We start from the raw sequence: 18,787 nt of genomic DNA, 5'->3' as shown, positions 1-18,787 counted from the left end.
TAATAGTAGAACTAACTATATAACAACTAAAAAAATGTCATATAACTTACTAAAAGGAAAAAGAGGAATCATATTTGGAGCATTAGATTCTAATTCAATTGCTTGGAAAACAGCCGAACGTGTTCATGAAGAAGGAGGAACATTTGTTCTTACAAATGCGCCTGTAGCAATGAGAATGGGTCAAATAAATGAACTTGCAGAAAAAACAGGCTCACAAATAATTCCTGCAGATGCAACATCTATTGAAGACCTTGAGAATTTAGTATCTCAAGCAACTGAGATTTTAGGAGGTAAATTAGATTTTGTATTACATTCAATAGGCATGTCTATTAATGTAAGAAAAGGCAATCACTATACAAATCAAAACTATGCATGGACACAAAAAGGAACAGACGTTTCTGCAATGTCTTTTCATAAAACTATGCAAACACTTTATAAGCAAGATGCAATGAACGAGTGGGGAAGTATAGTAGCGCTAACATATATGGCAGCACAACGTGTTTTTCCAGACTATAATGATATGGCAGATAACAAAGCTTATTTAGAAAGTATAGCACGTAGCTTTGGATATTTCTTTGGAAAAGATAAAAAAGTTAGAGTTAATACCATTTCACAATCACCAACACCAACAACAGCAGGAAGTGGAGTTAAAGGATTTGATGGTTTTATAGCTTATGCAGAAAAAATGTCTCCATTAGGAAACGCAACAGCAATGGACTGTGCAAATTATACCGTTTCATTATTTAGTGATTTAACAAAACGTGTTACCTTACAAAACCTTTATAACGATGGAGGATTTAGCAACATGGGAGTTAGTGATGCAGTAATGGATGCTTTTGTAGAAGGCCAAAAGTAAAAACATAAGATATATTAATTTTAAAGCCATATAGTTTAAACTATATGGCTTTTTTATATAAATAAGGTGCTAATAATGTTAATTAATATCGAATTAAAAAAACTCAAACACCTTTAAACGATATTATATAGCGTGTGGTCGATTTGTTAAAGAATACTTAAAATAGCTGAATTATTATCAATATTTTAGGCGAACCTATAATAAATTTTAACTAAAACAATCACATATGAAAAAAATTACTTTATTTACTTTACTTATGTTTTCAGTAAGTCTAGCTTTCGCACAAGTTGGATTTAGTGAAGATTTTGACTCTGGAACTCCTGCAGGTTGGACAGATTCATATGCCAATACTGGATCAGAAACATGTTCAGGTTCTTCAGAAAGAGATAACTTATATAGTGGCTCAGCTTCAGGAAATCTAACAAGCCCTAATTATGTCGGGCAATCAAACGGAACAGATTTAACTGTTTCCTTTGATTATAAAGTAGTAAATTGGTCTGCAGCAACGGTTGCAACTGCAGCAGATTTTGGAACTGCAGAATTACAATATTCATTAGACGACGGAACAACTTGGACAACAGTTTTAACAATTGATGATACTAATCACGTAGTTGCTAATACATGTGCTACTATGATGGCAGTTATTCCTGCGGCATCATTACCTTCTGGCTCTGATGTTAAAATACAAATAGCGAATACCTGGAACGCAGGAGACTATTATTTTTATGTAGATAACTTTGATGCTTCTCAAGTTGTTGCTAATCCTCCAAACTGTGATGCACTATTAACAGAAACTACAAATGTGTCTGTAAATGGAGATATCTCTTGGAGTGTAGGAACTGGAGTGCCTACAGGTTATTTTATAACTGCAGGTTCTACAATGGGAGGAACAGATTTAGCAGATAATGTTGATAACATGAATTCAACGTCGTATAGTTTAGGAGCTTTAATGGCAGGTACTACTTATTATGTTACCATTACACCTTATAACGATAACGGTAGTGCTACAGGTTGTACAGAGCAGTCTTTTACAACTTTTGTACCTCCAGCAAACGATGAGTGTGAAAATGCCATTGCTTTAACAGTTAATGAAGATACATCTTGTGGTACAGTAACATCTGCCACTACACAATATGCGACAGCATCACCGCAACCAGATGACGCCACAGGAACACCAAATACAGACGTATGGTTTACTTTTGTAGCAACAGCAACAAATAATAATATTGAAATATCAAATGTTGTAAATCAAGGTGGAGGAACATCTACTAGTACAGATATGGGTATGAGTGTTTTTGATGACGCAGCCGGATGTAACATGACAGCTACTAATGAAGTAGGAGAAAGTGATCCTAATACTCTACAATTATCAGGACTTATAGTTGGTAATACATATTATGTAAGAGTTTACGGTTGGTCAACCACTGTACAGTATAATAACTTTGATATCTGTGTTGGTACTCCTCCAGCTCCACCAGAAAATGATGATTGTGATGGTGCAATTGCTATTACGCCTTCAGCAGATGATACGTGTGCAAACGCAGTTTCTGGTTCGACACAGAGCGCAGCAGCCAGTTCATCTCCAGCATGTACTGGCGGTAAAGATGTTTGGTATTCTTTTGTAGCTGCTGAGGATGGAGAATATATTGCAAGTGTTACTGAGACCTTTGAATCTGGTTTTGCAAGTACTTATTTTTCTGCTTACGAAGGTGCTTGTGATGCTTTAGTTCAAGTAGGATCTTCTACAAGTTGCTTTAATACTGGTGATTTAACAATTGCTACTGTAGCTGGACAAACTTATTTTATAAGTGTAAGAAGTAGTTCTACAACTAATTACGTAGAATTTGATTTATGTGTATACCCTAAACCAGCACCAATAGCAGGTCAATTATGTGAAACAGCTATAGATGCTTCTACATTACCATTTTCTACTACAGATGATACAGCAAACTATTTTGATGATTATTCAGGAAGCCCAGGAGCATCTTGTTCTAGTACTAGTGGTTATCTTAATGGAGATGATGTAGTATATTCTTATACTGCTACTGAAGATGCAGTAATAGCTGTAGATTTAACAAATATTGGTTCTACTTATGCAGGAGTATTTGTATACGCAGATTGTGCAGATATTGGTACAACTTGTTTAGATGGAGCTACTAACTTGTCATCAACTGCAGATTTATCATTTGATTTTGATGCGGTCTCTGGAGAAACATATTATATTGTTATTTCTACTTGGGCATCACCACAAGCAACTACTTATACTTTAGATATTACAAATGCATCTTTATCTGTAGATGAATTTGAGAATAACACATTATTCTCTTATTACCCTAACCCAGTTAAAAACACGCTAACTTTAAATGCTCAAAAAGAGATTTCTAGTGTAAATGTGGTTAACATGCTAGGTCAAACAGTTTTAAAAACTACACCAAATGCAGTTTCTAATGAGTTAGATATGTCTAGTTTAAAATCTGGTGCTTACTTTGTACAAGTAACTGTTGGTAATGCTGTGGAAACAGTTAAGATTATTAAAAACTAATTTTAAAATGTAATAAACATTTTATATAAATATAAAAGCCACTCAAATTTTTGAGTGGCTTTTTTTATTGGTTTTCTGTATGTACATTTGTGAGATGCAAAATGAATTTTCTTTTATAATTCCTGTATTTAATAGACCAAATGAAATTGAGGAGCTTTTGGTAAGCTTTACTAAGCTTACTACTAAAGCTAAATATGAAATAGTTATAATTGAAGATGGCTCTACTATCTCATCAAAAACAATAGTAGATAAGTTTAATAGGCAACTAAATATTTCATATTATTTTAAAGAAAATTCTGGTCCAGGAGATTCTAGAAACTATGGAATGCAAAAAGCTAAAGGCAATTATTTTATTATTTTAGATAGTGACTGTATTTTACCTGCACATTATTTAGATGCTGTTGAAAAAGAACTAAATAATGAATATGTAGATTGCTTTGGCGGTCCAGATACTGCTGATAATTCTTTTACAAACCTTCAAAAAGCTATAAACTTTAGTATGACTGCTTTTATTACTACAGGAGGTATTAGAGGAAAAAAAAGTAGTGTAAATAAATTTCAGCCTAGAAGTTTTAATATGGGTTTGTCTAAAAAAGCATTTTTAGCCACAAAAGGCTTTGGAAATATACATCCTGGAGAAGATCCTGATTTATCAATAAGATTGTGGCAATTAGGTTTTAAAACTAAATTATTTACTAACGCTTATGTTTACCATAAAAGACGAATCTCTTGGAGTAAATTTTATAAGCAAGTTAATAAATTTGGTAAAGTTCGTCCTATTTTAAATACTTGGCATCCAAAAACAAAAAAACTTACCTATTGGTTTCCTACTATATTTACAATAGGTTTAATATTATCAATAATACTATGTGTTTTTAATATATTTTGGGCTTTAATATTTTATTTAATATACTATTTAACAGCATTTATTTCTGCAATAATTTCAACAAAAAGTATAATTGTAGCTTCACAATCTATTATTGCGATAACAATTCAGTTTTTTGGTTATGGAGTCGGTTTTTTAAAATCTACTCTTTATCTTACAAAATCAAATAAAAAACCAGAAGTCTTATTTCCAGAATTATTCTTTAAATCGAAATAATGTCCACACTAAAAACTAAAATTAGAAATGTATTAAGAAGCAGAAAAATTAATAGTTTTCTATTATTTTTAGGTATGGCTTTTGGAATTTTAGTACTCACAAAACTCTCTAAAGATTATACAAATACTATTAATTTAGAGATTAAAGCAAAAAACCTACCAGATGAAGTTGTACTATTAAATGATACTTCAAAAAAAGTAAATATAACCTTAACAACTTATGGCTTTAACTGGTTAAGTTATTATTTAAGACCTCCAAAAATTACAGTAGATTTTAAAAAAGATGTTATTAAAAAAAATAATACTTATTTATGGACTTCAAAAAAGGCTTTTTCAAATATTAATAAACAAATTGGTAAAGAAATAATAATCCAGGATATTTCACCAGACTCATTATTCTTTAATTTTGATGTTAACGCAGTTAAATTGGTGCCAGTGAAACCAGATGTAACATTAAATTTTAAATTGGGTTACGATATTATGGATAAAGTTAAAGCTATACCAGATTCTGTTAAAATTATTGGGCCAGAATCTTTAGTATCTAAACTACATATAATAAACACTCAGAAATTAGAATTAGAATCTGTAAATAAGCCAGTAATACAAGATGTAGCCTTAAAATTAGATTCAATAAACCCAATAATTAATATAAAAACTAAAACTGTTACTATCAAAGCAGATGTAGAGAAATTTACTGAAGGTACAATAGATGTTCCGGTAACATTAATAAATGTACCAAACAACACATCGGTTAATTACTTTCCAAAAACTATTAAAGTTTCATATTATACTAGTTTAAGTCTTTTTAAAAATGTTAAAACACAAGATTTTAAAATTATTTGTGATTTTAAGAAAATAGATGAAAATAGTAATTTCTTAACACCAAAATTAGTAAGCGAACCTTCAACAATAAAATCAGCAAGACTCCAGCAGCAAAGTGTAGAATTTATAATTTCAGAATGAAAATAGTAGGACTTACAGGTGGCATAGGAAGTGGTAAAACCACTGTAGCAAAAATGTTTAAAGCATTAAATGTACCAATTTATATAGCAGATGATGAAGCTAAGGCATTAATGAAGCGCTCTAAAGTTTTAATAAGACAATTAAAAGCATTATTTGGGGAAGAAGCATACATTGGAAATGAGTTAAATAGAGCATTTTTAGCTAATGCTATTTTTAACGATAAAACACTGTTAGAAAAAATGAATGCTATTGTACATCCTAAAGTTGCAAGACATTTTAAACGATGGGTAGCAAAGCAAAATGCACACTATGTAATAAAAGAAGTAGCAATTCTTTTTGAAAACGGAAGCTATAAAAACTGCGACGCTATAATAACAGTAACAGCACCTAAAGAAGTAAGAATAAAAAGGGTTATAAACAGAGATAATTCTAATAAAGAAAAAGTAGAAGCTATAATTAAAAACCAATGGCCAGATGCTAAAAAAATAGAGAAATCTCATTTTGTAATAGAAAATATAGACTTAAAAGCAACAAAAACCCAAGTAGCAAAAATCCATAACATCTTAATAGAGAATCTTTAAAAAAGTAAAATTTAACATTTTTGTTAACGTTAGGTTAAATGCTATGACATCTAAATGTTAAAATGTTAATTTTGATTGATGAAGAAGAAAGTGTTTCTTGTATTAGTCATTTTAATGACCCTATCGCTTATAGGAATAATATTTGTACAAGGCTATTACATATCAAACTCTGTTGCTAATAAACAAGACCAATTTACCTTTAATGTTAAAAAAGGACTAAGTTCTGTGTCTAAAGAAATTGGAGATGAAGAATACAGAGATGTTGTTACTAAAATACGAGATTTATTAAGACAAGGTGTAGCAGTAAATGTAGATACTACAGCATTTATAGACCTTTATATAAAACAAGATATCTCTAATACAGACGAAACACTTATTTATAGAAATGGAATTTTAGAAGAAAACTATAAGTTATCTTCTGCGATCTTTGACATAGGTTTAGATAGTGTTAGCATTAAAAAAATTATAAGTAAAAACGAGACCAAAGTTTATAAGTCAAGCTCATTAGACGGGACCGAAACAACCTTGTTTAAAAGTGGAGAAACCAATAGAACAGAAGATATAGATTTTGAACCATTATATCTTAAATATTCTAGCAGAAGACCAATACATAAACGAATTAATGTAGAAAAAATCGATAGATTAATTAAACTACAGTTACTGCAAGATGATATAGATATAGATTACGAATTTGCAGTATATAATAACGATTTGGCAACAAAAGTTAAAACCGAAAACTTTAACTATGAAAATGCTTTTATGAGCGTGCCTTTTTTTGATAATAAAAATGAAAATAATTATAGATTACTAGTAGAATTTCCAGATAGAAAAGAATTTATTTGGTCGTCTATAATTGGAATGATTATACTATCAATAATTTTTACAACAATAATTATTGTAGCATACTCAAGTGCTTTATTTCAATTAATAAAACAAAGGCAAATTTCTGAAATCAAAACAGATTTCATAAATAATATGACTCATGAGTTTAAAACACCAATAGCAACAATAAACTTAGCTTTAGATTCTATTAAAAATCCAAAAATAATAGATGATAAAGAAAAAGTACAACGCTATTTACACATGATACGTGAAGAAAATAAACGTATGCATGCACAAGTAGAAAATGTTTTACGAATATCTAAACTAGAAAAAAACGAACTAAACATAAGTAAAGATAGAGTGCGTTTACACGATTTAATAGAAGACGCTATTTCTCATGTAGAGTTAATAGTCGAAGATCGTGGCGGGCACATAGAAACTAGTTTAAAAGCAGCAACATCTACTGTTTTAGCAAACGAAACTCACTTTACAAATGTGTTAGTTAATATTCTGGATAATGCAATAAAATATTCTCCAGAAGCACCAATAATACAAGTAGAAACCATTAACGTAGGTAATAACGTTTTGGTAAATATAAAAGATCATGGTAGCGGTATGAGTAAAGCCGTTGCAAAACGTGTTTTCGAAAAGTTTTATAGAGAGCACACAGGAAACGTACATAACGTAAAAGGTCATGGCTTAGGCTTGGCCTATGTAAAAAGAATAGTAGATGACCATCATGGTCACATATCAGTAGAAAGTGAAAAAGACAAAGGAAGTACATTTACAATAAAACTTCCATTAATATCATAACATTATGGATGAACAGCAAAAAAAAATATTATTAGTAGAAGACGATCCAAACTTTGGAACCGTTTTAAGAGATTATTTAATGATGAATGACTACGAAGTAGTACATGCCAAAAATGGTATGGAAGGTTTCGAGAAATTTAAAAAAGATGATTTTGATCTTTGTATTTTAGATGTTATGATGCCCTACAAAGATGGATTTACCTTAGCAAAAGAAATAAGAGAAAAAAATGCCGATGTGCCAATTATTTTCCTTACTGCTAAGGCAATGAAAGAAGATGTGCTAAAAGGTTATAAAGTAGGAGCAGACGACTATTTAAACAAACCTTTTGATAGTGAAGTTTTATTAATGAAAATAAAAGCTATCATGCAACGTAAAGCAACAGAAACAGTTGCAGATAGTAAACAATTTGAATTTAAAATTGGAGGTTTCGATTTAAACTCAAAACTTCGTTTTTTAACTTATAAAGGCGGAGAACCAACAAAATTATCTCCAAAAGAAAACGAGTTATTACGTTTATTAGCGCTTCATGAAAATGATTTAATGCCAAGAGAATTAGCATTAACAAAAATATGGAGAGATGATAACTACTTTACCTCTAGAAGTATGGATGTTTACATCGCAAAACTTCGTAAGTACTTAAAAGTAGATGAGAAAGTTGAAATATTAAATATTCATGGCGAAGGATTTAGATTAGTTGTAAATCCTTAATCAAGTATTTTTACAATAAAAAAAGCACGACAGTTTTAATTGTCGTGCTTTTTTGTTTTATAAAGCATTAATAAATTTTACATCTCTTTCATTATCAACTGCACTTTTAGCATCTTCTACTAAAGCGTCAATTTCGTTAGCTATACATGTGTTATAATTAGAATTTGTACAAACCTTTTTTAAATCGGTTAACATTTTATGTAGTTTAGTAACTAAAATTACATCGTGTTTGCAATACGTTCTCAATGCGGCCATGACATAATATAATAAATCTTTAAAACTAACTGTAGCTAAAGCAACATTAGTAATGTCTTCATATTTATATAAACTCGTGTCACTTTTTTTACATCGTAAAACAAATAATTGTGTTAAGTAATCTATAGCATTTAAAGCTGTTCCAGGATCATTAATTCCAGGAGACATGGCTTTTAAAGCAATTTCTGTTAACTGCTTAAAAGCAAGTATATAATTATCTTCTATAAGCTCACTTTTGGCAAAATCAAAATGTTTTAAAAGAAGCTCTACTTTATCGTTATCAAGTTCTTTTTCAGATTTAAATAAACTGTCTTCTTTTAAAATAAAAGTTCCTTTTATAGGTAGTACTTCAATTTTAGTTTTAAGTTCATGGGCTATTCTTCCTATATTCTCTATAGAAATATCTTGTAGGTAACCATTGTTTTTTGGTGTGTAAGTTGTCCAGTTACTAGTGTCTTTAAAAGCTTCAGTTTCTAGTTCTTTTTCAAGATTAATTAATTTTTCTAATCTAGATTTAGAGACTTTAAATATTTTAGACATAATGTTACTTATCTGTATTTCTTGAGAAATAGAGTGTATAAAATAGATAAATGCAGCTAAGCAATTCACCATAAATATTATTGAAAATAAAACCGAAAAACCTGGTAGTTGATATTTGTTTCCGTCTGGTTCTATAGAAACTAAAATAAAAATACAATACAATATGGTTGCTAAATAAAAACCTAAAACAGTTTGGTGTCTTCTATTAGATATTAGTCCTGGTAATAATCTTGGAGAAAAATTACTTGAGGCTTGATTTAATAAAATCATTACCATAGAGAAACTAAAAACCATTATAGAAATTAAACCAGCAATAAAGGTTGTAAGTAAAGCTCTTGCAGTTTCACTGTTATTTATAACTAATTCTGGAACAATATCTAGCAGGTATTTAGATATGCCAAGATTTTCTAAAAAAAACATTAAATAAGCAAAAAGGCAACCAGCAAGACCTATTATAGAAGGATAGAAAGCTATTTTGTCTTTTAGTTTATATATTGTTCTAAAAAGTTGATTTATTTTATCTTTCATAATATTAGTTGTAACTACTAATATAATGTTTGTAAATAGAATATTTAGTGGCTTTGCATATTAGTTTTTATACAAGCAATAATCTCTGTAACGCTGGTATTATAATCAAACCAGAAAGTAGATTTGTTTCTCTTAAACCAAGTAAGTTGTCTTTTTGCAAAACGGCGAGAATTTTTTTTAATTTCTTCAATAGCAAATTCTAAATTCCATTCGTTATTAAAGTATTTAAAAAGCTCTTTATATCCAACAGTATTTAATGCATTTAAATGTTGTTTGCTAATTAAGGCTTTTGCTTCTTCAATTTGTCCGTTATCAATCATGATATCTACACGCTTATTAATGCGGTTATAAATAATGTCACGATCTGCAGTTAAACCAATTGTTATAGTTTTAAAGTTACGGTTGTTTTTATCTTTATTTAAAAATGAAGAATATGGTTTTTTAGTTCCAATACATATTTCTAATGCACGTATTACACGTTGCGGATTATCTATAGCTATTGTATTGTAAGATTTAGGATCTAAAGTTTTTAGTTTTAACTGAAGCGACTCTAAACCAAGTGTTTCTAAATCCTTGTTTAACTGTGTTCTAATACTTTTATCTACGTCTGGAAAATAATCTAACCCTTTAGTTACAGCATCAACATAAAGACCAGAACCACCAACCATTATAACGACATTTTTATCTTTAAATAAAGTGTTTAATGTATTAATTGCTTCCTTTTCAAATGTGCCAACACTATAGTCATCAATTATAGATTTATTATGAATAAAATGGTGTTTAGCTTGAGAGCGTTCTTCATGAGTTGGAGCTGCAGTACCAATTTGCATTTCTTTAAAAAACTGTCTTGAGTCTGCCGAAAGTATTTCGGTATTAAAATGTTTAGCAAGTTTAATGCTTAAACTTGTTTTTCCTATAGCGGTTGGTCCAACTATGGCAATTAGGTATTTGTTATTTAAGCTCAATTTAATTATTGAATATGAAGGTTGTGACCACAGCTATAGCAATACTCTGCATCGTCTTTATGTTTTGTAGATAAACAGTTTTGGCATCTTTGCGAGTTTAATTGTATATCGTCATGATTGCCATTGTTTTTATTACCTGTTTTATTTGCACTTTTAGTATATTCTGCAGATACTATTCCTGTTGGTACTGCAATAATACCATAACCCATAATCATTATTAATGTGGCTAAAAATTGGCCTAATGGAGTTTGTGGTGCAATATCACCAAAACCAACTGTAGTTAACGTTACAATACACCAATACACACTTTTAGGAATATTGGTAAACCCATTTTCTTCACCTTCTATGAGGTACATTAACGTTCCAAAAATTATTGAAGCTATTATTACAGCAAATAAAAATACAGAGATTTTTGCACGACTAGCCTTTATAGCAGAAGCCAATTGGTTTGATGCACCAAGATACCGTGCTAGTTTTAGAATTCTAAATACTCTTAATAGACGTAATGCTCTTAAAGCAACTAGAGCATGAGTTCCTGCAAAAATTATAGATAAATATTTAGGTATTGTTGATAGGAAATCTATAATACCATAAAAGCTAAATATATACTTTAAAGGTTTTTTTACAGTTATTATTCTTGCAATATATTCTACGGTAAAGAGTATGGTAACTATCCATTCGCCAATATTTAGCAGGTTGTGATATTTATCATCAATCCACCTTACACTTTCAAGCATAACAAGTATAATACTTGCTAAAATAAAAACAAGTAAAACAACATCAAAAAGCTTTCCTGCAGGAGTATCTGCTTCGTAGATAATCTCATATAGTCTATCTTTCCAATATGTGTTTTTCTTTTTACTCATAGAATCAAAAGTACTAAAAAGATTACGTTTAATTTTCAGTATTAAATTTAAGAATTTTTAAACGCTTTTTTTTACGCATGTATGTTTGAATAATATGTTGCGTATCTCTATTATTATCCATTGGTGTTAATATAGATTTTAAGATTTCTATATTGTTTAATTGATAGTTTAAATCGTAAAAACTATAGCCTTTATAAACACCATTTTCAATTAAAATGGCGCTTCGTTCGTTTACATTTCTTCCGCGATCAATTATAATCATGTTTTGATTGCTGTAGCTATATTTTTTTATAATTTTTTGAACTTTAGAATTATAAGCTTCTGTATTTTCTTCATTTATACAAGCGCCTTCACATTCTTTAATTTCGTATTTAAAACAACTGCTTAAGGTTTTTTCTAAACCTGTAAGTTTTAAGCATAGCTTATGTTTTTCGGCTGCATGATTTAAAAAAGCTTTGCCACTTTGTTTGTTTGTAAAAGTGGTTATTGCTTTTTTTCTACCATCAACAGGTTCTATATTTAAATTTATATAACCATTGGTGTCAATAGATTTATAAAGGCCGTGAGAGAATAAACTTTTTTTTAGTGCTCTATTTAAAATAGGTTTATTACGCTTAATTTCTTCATTTTCTTTTAATAAAGCAATAAGTTCGTTTCCTGTTGCTTCGTAAGTTACTGTGGTGACTTTTAACTGGATTTTTTTAGACTTACTATCTGTACCCGTAAAATGTTGGTTTATACGTCTTTTTATATTTTTACTTTTTCCTATATATATAATATCACCATCTTTATTATGTATATAATAAACGCCAGTAATACTTGGCATTTGTGCTATAATATCTACAAGTTTTGGTTCTAGTTGAAGCTTTGGCTGTTTGCGTAAAAATGTTTGAATTATAGTTTTCTCAATATCTTTACTAAGTAAAAGTTTAAAAAGTTTAACTGTAGCTAATGCGTCTCCAGATGCACGATGTCTATCTGTCACGGGTATTCCAAGTGAACGCACTAATTTACCTAAGCTATATGATGGTAAATCTGGAATAAGCGTTTTAGATAACTCTACAGTACAAAGTGTCTCGCGTTCAAACTCAAAACCTAAACGCTTAAATTCTGTACGTAAAATTCTATTATCAAATTGTGCATTGTGAGCAACTATAATACAGCCTTCGGTTATTTCAACTATACGTTTTGCAACCTCATAGAATTTTGGAGCATTGCGTAACATATTGCTATTTATACCTGTTAGGTTTACTACAAAAGGTTGTATTTCACGTTCTGGATTTACTAAACTTATAAATTGATCTACAACTTCGTGGCCATCAAATTTATAGATTGCAATTTCTGTTATGCCTTCTTCATTATACTTACCACCAGTAGTTTCTATGTCTAAAATTGCGTAAATAGGCTAAGTTTTTAATTATAATTTCTAGCTCCAAATATACTACTTCCTATTCTAACCATTGTGCTCCCACAATCTATTGCTAGTTTATAATCGCCACTCATTCCCATACTTATAGTTTTTAGGTTACAGTTTTTACTATTTAGAAGTTTTAATTCTTCAAAAACCGTTTTTAAAAGTTTAAATTCTTTTTTTATTTGAAGTTGGTTGTCTGTAAATGTTGCCATTCCCATAACACCTGTAATATTTATGTTTTTTAATGTTGAAAAGTCCTCCGATTGTAAAATATCTGAAGCTTCTTGTGTAGACATACCAAATTTAGAATCTTCTTCGGCAATTTTAATTTGAAGTAAACAATCTATAACTCTATCGTGTTTAATAGCTTGTTTATTAATTTCTTTTAAAAGCTTAAAACTCTCAACACCATGAATTAAACTAACAAAAGGAGCCATGTATTTTACCTTATTGCGTTGTACATGTCCAATCATGTGCCAAGTAATATCTTTAGGCATTTGTTCATGCTTTTCTGCCATTTCTTGGATTTTATTTTCTCCAAAAATGCGTTGTCCAGCATTGTAAGCTTCCATTAAATCACTCACCGGTTTTGTTTTAGAAACAGCTACTAATGTAACTTGTTCTGGTAGTGATTGTTTAATTATGTTGAGGTTGTTTTGTATGTTCATATTAATTATAATAAAATTTGTAAATATCTGGTCTTACTTCTTTTAAGTAATTTTTCCAAAAGCTTGTTTTTTTTGGTGTAATACGCTGATTAATTTTATTTATAATAAATGCAATTATTTTATTATTGGAGATTGATTTATCAATTAATAAATCATTTCCTTGATTATCAAAAGCAATTAGGGAAGAGTATTTATCATCATAGGAAGATGCAGCTAAATTTACAACATAATCAATACCTTCAATATTAATATCATTCCAGATTAAAAGATGAGATTTGTTTTTTTTACTCATGGCGATAGTTGACCATTTACCAAATTCATCATAAACTATTTTTGCTGTTATAGTTGGATGATGTGTGCAAAACTTAATTTCATTATAGGTGTTTATAAATTTAAAATCAACTAACCTTTTTGACCAACTTATTTGATTTTCATTTTTAACATTATAGGATGAGCAGTCTACTTTGGAACTTACATCTTTTGATATAAATGTTTTTTTGCTTGAACAGCTTAAAAGCACTAATAAAACAATAGTTAATAAATTTTTCATTATTTTTAAATAATATCTTCAAAGGACTTCTGCCTTCGCAGGAATTTCTTAAAATTCATATATAGTTACACCGCTACGTAGCTTAGGTTCAATATATGTGCTTTTTGGTGGCATTTTAAGGCCATCGTCTGCAATTTGTTTCATTTGTTCTATTGTTGCAGGAACCATACCAAAACCAACTTTAAACTCGCCACTATCTATTTTGCTTTTTAAATTTACAATATCTTTTTTTCCGCTTAAATAATCTATTCTATTATCATTACGTAAATCGGTAATACCAAGAATAGGTTTTAAAACGGTTTGGTAAAGAAGTTGTGCATCTAATTCTTCTAGCGAGGTTTTAAATTTATAGTGTGTTTTACGTAAATATAGTGAGTAAAATTCACCATCTAAATACATACTAAAATGATGTGATTTTGATGGTTTATAGGGCATTATTCCTCGATTTTCTATACGATAAATAGTGTCTAGTTGTATTAAAAATTCTTCTTTAGTATAGCCGTTTAAATCTTTTACCAATCTATTAAACTCATGAATTCGTAATTGAGATTCAGGAATTAAAAAACTCATAAAAAAATTATAAGCTTCGTTGCCTTTATGGTTTTTATTTTCGGTTTTTAACTCTTTACAAAGTAACTGTGATGATGCCGAGCGGTGGTGACCATCTGCTATATAAAGTGTAGGCATATTTGCAAAAGCGTTACTAATAGTTTTAATGTGCTTTTGGTTGTCTATTTGCCATAAATAATGCGTATCGCGGTAAGTTGTGGTAAACTCAAACTCTGCACGTTGCTCTTGTATCTCATTAATAATTGTATTAATGGCTTTATTATCTGGATAGGTGAGTAGTACAGGTTCTGCATTAAAACCTACTGTTTTTAAGTAGTCTTTAAAAATGACTTCGCGACTAACAATAGTGTCTTCGTGTTTTTTAATAATATCGTTTTGATAATCTTCAACACTTGCGGCGGCAACAATACCATTAAAAACCTGTTTATCTCTGTCTACAACTTTGTAAATGTAAAAACTAGAAGCATCATCTTTTTTAAATACAGCATCTTCTTTAAATTCCAAGTAGCGGTTTTTTACTAATTGATAACGTGCTTCTCCAGAAATTTCTTTTGCATATTTATAACCAGGATTTACAATGTGTAAAAACGAAAATGGGTTATAATCTAATCGCGCTTCACGTTCTGCTTGTGTATAACTTTGGTACGAGCGTGAGGCAACTAAGCTAACTTTATCTCGTGTTGGTTTTACTGCTTTAAACGGAAGGATTTTTGCCATTAATTTTTATTACTTCTTTTTATTTTTTAAACGGAAAAACTATCAATTACTGTAAAAACCTCAGTTTACTTAATAAACTGAGATGATACTTTTTCTGCTTTTCTACTTTCTGAATAATCGTAAAAACCTTCACCAGATTTAACGCCTAATTTTCCAGCTTGAACCATATTTACTAATAAAGGACATGGTGCGTATTTAGGGTTTTTAAAACCGTCATACATTACATTTAATATAGATAAACAAACATCTAAGCCAATAAAATCTGCTAACTGTAATGGTCCCATTGGGTGTGCCATACCTAATTTCATTACCGTATCAATTTCTTCAACTCCAGCAACGCCATTATATAATGTTTCTATAGACTCGTTAAGCATTGGCATTAATATGCGGTTGGCAACAAAACCAGGATAATCGTTAACTTCTGTTGGTGTTTTACCTAAAGTTTTAGATAACTCCATTATGGTATTTGTAACTTCGTCGCTAGTATTGTAACCACGAATAATTTCTACCAGTTTCATAATAGGTACAGGATTCATAAAATGCATACCAATTACCATTTCTGGTCTTGATGTTACAGCAGCTATTTGTGTAATAGAAATAGACGATGTGTTTGTTGCTAAAATGGTGTCTTCTGGGCAAGCCTCGTCTAATTGCTTAAAAATTTTAAGTTTTAAATCTAAATTTTCTGTAGCTGCTTCAACCACTAATCCTGCATATTCAACACCTTCATTTACGTTAGTGTATGTTGTTATGTTTGCTAAAGTATTTGCTTTGTCTGCTTCAGAAATTTTTTCTTTAGCAACCATTCTATCTAAGTTTTTGGTGATAGTTGCAATACCTCTTTTTAGTGATTCTTCACTTATATCTATTAATTGAACTTTAAAGCCTGATTGTGCAAAGGTATGAGCAATACCATTTCCCATAGTTCCTGCTCCAATTACTGCTACGTTTTTCATATAAAAAAATATTATTTTAATTCCTAAGAGATAAGGAATGTGTTATTATTAAATTGTTATAATACATCATTTAAGTATAAATGATTTTTGATTTTTATTTTGTGCTAATTAAAATTGATCGATTATCATAGTAGCAACACGTAAAGCCTCGGTACCATCATGTAATGTTACTATTGGTTTTGTGTTGTTGTTAATAGCATCTGCAAAAGTTTCTAACTCGTCTAAAATGGCATTATTGGTTGATATTTGAGGGTTGTCAAAATAGATTTGCTTTTTTACACCTTCGGCATTTTGAAGAATCATATCAAAATCTCCAGGTTGTGTTGGTGCGTCTTTCATTTTTACAACTTCGCATTTTTTTTCTAAAAAGTCTACAGAGATGTAAGCATCTTTTTGAAAGAAACGTGTTTTACGCATGTTTTTTAATGAAATTCTACTGGCTGTTAAATTAGCAACGCAGCCGTTTACAAATTCAATTCTTGCATTTGCAATATCTGGTGTGTCGCTTATTACCGAAACGCCACTTGCAGATACATGTTTAACTTTAGAGTTTACTACACTTAAAATGACATCGATATCATGAATCATTAAATCTAAAACTACAGGAACGTCTGTGCCTCTTGGGTTAAATTCTGCCAAGCGATGAGTTTCTATAAACATAGGGTTTTCTAGTTGGTCTTTTATTGCAATAAATGCTGGATTAAAACGCTCTACGTGACCAACTTGACCTTTTACGCCATATTCTGCCACTAAGGTTCTTAGTGTTTCGGCTTCCTCAACAGTATTAGTAATTGGTTTCTCTATAAATATGTGTTTGCCTTTAGCAATAGCTTGCCTTGCGCAATCGTAGTGAGATAAAGTAGGTGTTACAATATCTACCATATCTACAGCATCTATTAATGCATCTATAGTATTAAAAAATTTATAACCAAATTCGGCTTCAACCTTTTTGCCATTTTCTTCGTTAGCATCATAGAAACCAACAAGGTTGTATTTAGTAGACTCATTAAGAAGTCTTAAATGAATTTTCCCAAGGTGTCCAGCACCTAAAACTCCAGCGTTTAGCATTCTGTTTACGTTTTTTTCAAAAATAAGATATTTAGCTACGAATTTCACAAAATTGAGTGAATTTTTCACTGTTTTTTAGTTTAAAATTAAATTAAGAAATTACTTTTAAACCGAAAGATGTTTTGCTAATTTTATCGTTCCTAACTGCTTCCTATTTTGAGAGATACTTTTAAACATCAAGGCTTAAGACAACAACTTGTTAATGTGTTAAAAAACAAAGGTATTACAGATGCTTCTGTATTAGCTGCTATTGGTAAAATACCACGCCATTTATTTATGGATTCTAGTTTTTTAGAACATGCTTATCAAGATAAAGCGTTTCCTATTGCTGCAGACCAAACTATTTCTCAACCTTACACAGTAGCTTTTCAAACCGAATTAATGCAAGTAAATCGCGGTGATAAAATTTTAGAAATTGGTACTGGTAGTGGTTATCAAACTGCAGTATTATGCGAAATAGGTGCAAAAGTTTATAGTATTGAAAGGCAACAAGAGCTTTTTAAAAAAACCAGCAAATTTTTACCAAAATTGGGATATAGAGCTAAAAAACTAATTTTTGGTGACGGTTATAAAGGTTTGGTAGAGCAAGCACCTTTTAAAAGTATTATTGTAACAGCTGGTGCACCTTTTGTGCCAAAACCATTATTGGCACAATTAGAAATTGGTGGGCGACTTGTAATACCTGTTGGTGATAAAGTACAGACGATGACACTTTTTGTTAGAAAAGGTCCAATGGATTTTGATAAAACCGAGTTTGGTGAGTTTAGGTTTGTACCACTTTTAGAAGATAAAAACTAAGGTTTTTTAAATACATTAATTATTACTAAAACTATTGGTGCAAAAGTTAAAACTGCAATTATAGCATATATTAAATATTCGCTCCATACTCCAAATTGGTTTCCATTTTCTAAAGCAATATTTACTACTTGGTAACTAATAATAGCAAATAGTATAGCAATTAATAAATTTACATAGCTAAGCATTTTTACAGCATCTTTGTACTGTTTTTCTATATTTTCTGGAGTTATTTTTACTGGATAATTAAAAATATGAGGATATTGATTAAGCTTATACAAACCAAAAGCTGTTATTGCTCCTATTATACCTAAAACAAATACAGAGTTTTTACTACCGTAATTATCTACTTCTCCTTTGTAATTAAAATGCATTGGTACTTGTTCTGGTAAAACCGAATAATATATTGCTGGATAAACAAAACAGAAAGCAACGCATAAAAATGTTATTATCTCTAACATTTTTTGAGTTTGATTTTTTTTAAGTTTTATTTTTGGTCTATAGTCGT

The 18,787-nt window shown here is 30.1% G+C and carries 18 protein-coding genes; 8 read left to right on the top strand and 10 right to left on the bottom strand.

Annotation, left to right across the window (positions count from 1 at the left end; genetic code table 11):
- The first annotated feature begins 34 nt into the window (after positions 1–34).
- From LACAL_RS14775 to LACAL_RS14745, 7 genes are all read left to right on the top strand, one after another.
- Positions 35–856, top strand: a complete 822-nt coding sequence (locus LACAL_RS14775; protein WP_013871569.1) for an enoyl-ACP reductase — start codon at positions 35–37, stop codon at positions 854–856.
- 226 nt (positions 857–1,082) lie between these two features.
- Complete coding sequence (locus LACAL_RS14770; protein WP_013871568.1) at positions 1,083–3,398, top strand: T9SS type A sorting domain-containing protein; 2,316 nt, start codon at positions 1,083–1,085, stop codon at positions 3,396–3,398.
- Positions 3,399–3,492: 94 nt separating this feature from the next.
- The gene (locus LACAL_RS14765; RefSeq protein WP_013871567.1) at positions 3,493–4,500 is read left to right on the top strand and encodes a glycosyltransferase family 2 protein; all 1,008 of its coding nucleotides are present in this window, start codon (positions 3,493–3,495) and stop codon (positions 4,498–4,500) included.
- Entirely contained in the window at positions 4,500–5,462 is a 963-nt protein-coding gene (locus LACAL_RS14760) for a hypothetical protein (RefSeq protein WP_013871566.1), read from the top strand. The genes LACAL_RS14765 and LACAL_RS14760 overlap by 1 nt, the downstream gene beginning before the upstream one ends.
- A complete protein-coding gene (coaE, locus tag LACAL_RS14755; protein ID WP_013871565.1) occupies positions 5,459–6,043 on the top strand; it encodes a dephospho-CoA kinase in 585 nt (194 codons plus the stop codon). The genes LACAL_RS14760 and coaE overlap by 4 nt, the downstream gene beginning before the upstream one ends.
- 78 nt (positions 6,044–6,121) lie before the next feature.
- Positions 6,122–7,678: a sensor histidine kinase KdpD gene (locus LACAL_RS14750; protein WP_013871564.1), complete on the top strand. Its 1,557-nt coding sequence runs from the start codon at positions 6,122–6,124 to the stop codon at positions 7,676–7,678.
- A 4-nt stretch (positions 7,679–7,682) separates the two neighbouring features.
- The gene (locus LACAL_RS14745) at positions 7,683–8,387 is read left to right on the top strand and encodes a response regulator transcription factor (RefSeq protein WP_013871563.1); all 705 of its coding nucleotides are present in this window, start codon (positions 7,683–7,685) and stop codon (positions 8,385–8,387) included.
- A gap of 57 nt (positions 8,388–8,444) precedes the next feature.
- Here LACAL_RS14745 and LACAL_RS14740 read toward each other — a convergent pair whose 3' ends face one another.
- The 9 genes from LACAL_RS14740 to LACAL_RS14700 all read right to left on the bottom strand — a co-directional run bounded on the left by LACAL_RS14740 (position 8,445) and on the right by LACAL_RS14700 (position 17,484).
- On the bottom strand, positions 8,445–9,710 hold the full coding sequence (locus LACAL_RS14740; RefSeq protein ID WP_013871562.1) for a DUF2254 domain-containing protein: 1,266 nt from the start codon (positions 9,708–9,710) through the stop codon (positions 8,445–8,447).
- A 44-nt stretch (positions 9,711–9,754) separates the two neighbouring features.
- Positions 9,755–10,675, bottom strand: a complete 921-nt coding sequence (miaA, locus tag LACAL_RS14735) for a tRNA (adenosine(37)-N6)-dimethylallyltransferase MiaA (RefSeq protein ID WP_013871561.1) — start codon at positions 10,673–10,675, stop codon at positions 9,755–9,757.
- A gap of 5 nt (positions 10,676–10,680) precedes the next feature.
- On the bottom strand, positions 10,681–11,541 hold the full coding sequence (locus LACAL_RS14730; RefSeq protein ID WP_013871560.1) for an ion transporter: 861 nt from the start codon (positions 11,539–11,541) through the stop codon (positions 10,681–10,683).
- 28 nt (positions 11,542–11,569) lie between these two features.
- The gene (locus LACAL_RS14725) at positions 11,570–12,943 is read right to left on the bottom strand and encodes an exonuclease domain-containing protein (RefSeq protein WP_013871559.1); all 1,374 of its coding nucleotides are present in this window, start codon (positions 12,941–12,943) and stop codon (positions 11,570–11,572) included.
- Between the two features lie 11 nt (positions 12,944–12,954).
- On the bottom strand, positions 12,955–13,623 hold the full coding sequence (locus LACAL_RS14720) for a YggS family pyridoxal phosphate-dependent enzyme (protein WP_013871558.1): 669 nt from the start codon (positions 13,621–13,623) through the stop codon (positions 12,955–12,957).
- Between the two features lies 1 nt (position 13,624).
- Positions 13,625–14,173 carry a hypothetical protein gene (locus LACAL_RS14715; RefSeq protein WP_013871557.1) on the bottom strand — a complete coding sequence of 183 codons (549 nt, stop codon included), beginning with the start codon at positions 14,171–14,173 and terminating at the stop codon, positions 13,625–13,627.
- A 48-nt stretch (positions 14,174–14,221) separates the two neighbouring features.
- Complete coding sequence (locus tag LACAL_RS14710) at positions 14,222–15,460, bottom strand: DUF1015 domain-containing protein (RefSeq protein WP_013871556.1); 1,239 nt, start codon at positions 15,458–15,460, stop codon at positions 14,222–14,224.
- 65 nt (positions 15,461–15,525) lie between these two features.
- Positions 15,526–16,416 carry a 3-hydroxybutyryl-CoA dehydrogenase gene (locus LACAL_RS14705; RefSeq protein WP_013871555.1) on the bottom strand — a complete coding sequence of 297 codons (891 nt, stop codon included), beginning with the start codon at positions 16,414–16,416 and terminating at the stop codon, positions 15,526–15,528.
- Positions 16,417–16,524: 108 nt separating this feature from the next.
- Positions 16,525–17,484 carry a Gfo/Idh/MocA family protein gene (locus tag LACAL_RS14700; protein ID WP_013871554.1) on the bottom strand — a complete coding sequence of 320 codons (960 nt, stop codon included), beginning with the start codon at positions 17,482–17,484 and terminating at the stop codon, positions 16,525–16,527.
- 156 nt (positions 17,485–17,640) lie between these two features.
- On the opposite strand from LACAL_RS14700, the gene LACAL_RS14695 reads away from it, so the two are divergent.
- Entirely contained in the window at positions 17,641–18,282 is a 642-nt protein-coding gene (locus tag LACAL_RS14695; protein ID WP_013871553.1) for a protein-L-isoaspartate(D-aspartate) O-methyltransferase, read from the top strand.
- On the opposite strand, the gene LACAL_RS14690 is transcribed toward LACAL_RS14695, so the two are convergent.
- A complete protein-coding gene (locus LACAL_RS14690; RefSeq protein WP_158306400.1) occupies positions 18,279–18,740 on the bottom strand; it encodes a DUF1648 domain-containing protein in 462 nt (153 codons plus the stop codon). The two genes, LACAL_RS14695 and LACAL_RS14690, sit on opposite strands and share 4 nt — an antisense overlap.
- Positions 18,741–18,787: the final 47 nt, after the last annotated feature.

Source organism: Lacinutrix sp. 5H-3-7-4 (assembly GCF_000211855.2).
In the GTDB taxonomy this organism is placed as follows: domain Bacteria; phylum Bacteroidota; class Bacteroidia; order Flavobacteriales; family Flavobacteriaceae; genus Lacinutrix.
This window is presented reverse-complemented; position numbering and strand designations above follow the sequence as displayed.

What these genes read in the sequence shown, in the direction of transcription:
- LACAL_RS14775 (WP_013871569.1), top strand. Translation starts at nt 35, where the DNA reads ATGTCATATAACTTACTAAAAGGAAAAAGAGGAATCATATTTGGAGCA.
- LACAL_RS14770 (WP_013871568.1), top strand. Translation starts at nt 1,083, where the DNA reads ATGAAAAAAATTACTTTATTTACTTTACTTATGTTTTCAGTAAGTCTA.
- LACAL_RS14765 (WP_013871567.1), top strand. Translation starts at nt 3,493, where the DNA reads ATGCAAAATGAATTTTCTTTTATAATTCCTGTATTTAATAGACCAAAT.
- LACAL_RS14760 (WP_013871566.1), top strand. Translation starts at nt 4,500, where the DNA reads ATGTCCACACTAAAAACTAAAATTAGAAATGTATTAAGAAGCAGAAAA.
- coaE (WP_013871565.1), top strand. Translation starts at nt 5,459, where the DNA reads ATGAAAATAGTAGGACTTACAGGTGGCATAGGAAGTGGTAAAACCACT.
- LACAL_RS14750 (WP_013871564.1), top strand. Translation starts at nt 6,122, where the DNA reads ATGAAGAAGAAAGTGTTTCTTGTATTAGTCATTTTAATGACCCTATCG.
- LACAL_RS14745 (WP_013871563.1), top strand. Translation starts at nt 7,683, where the DNA reads ATGGATGAACAGCAAAAAAAAATATTATTAGTAGAAGACGATCCAAAC.
- LACAL_RS14740 (WP_013871562.1), bottom strand. Translation starts at nt 9,710, where the DNA reads ATGAAAGATAAAATAAATCAACTTTTTAGAACAATATATAAACTAAAA.
- LACAL_RS14730 (WP_013871560.1), bottom strand. Translation starts at nt 11,541, where the DNA reads ATGAGTAAAAAGAAAAACACATATTGGAAAGATAGACTATATGAGATT.
- LACAL_RS14720 (WP_013871558.1), bottom strand. Translation starts at nt 13,623, where the DNA reads ATGAACATACAAAACAACCTCAACATAATTAAACAATCACTACCAGAA.
- LACAL_RS14715 (WP_013871557.1), bottom strand. Translation starts at nt 14,173, where the DNA reads ATGAAAAATTTATTAACTATTGTTTTATTAGTGCTTTTAAGCTGTTCA.
- LACAL_RS14710 (WP_013871556.1), bottom strand. Translation starts at nt 15,460, where the DNA reads ATGGCAAAAATCCTTCCGTTTAAAGCAGTAAAACCAACACGAGATAAA.
- LACAL_RS14705 (WP_013871555.1), bottom strand. Translation starts at nt 16,416, where the DNA reads ATGAAAAACGTAGCAGTAATTGGAGCAGGAACTATGGGAAATGGTATT.
- LACAL_RS14700 (WP_013871554.1), bottom strand. Translation starts at nt 17,484, where the DNA reads ATGCTAAACGCTGGAGTTTTAGGTGCTGGACACCTTGGGAAAATTCAT.
- LACAL_RS14690 (WP_158306400.1), bottom strand. Translation starts at nt 18,740, where the DNA reads ATGTTAGAGATAATAACATTTTTATGCGTTGCTTTCTGTTTTGTTTAT.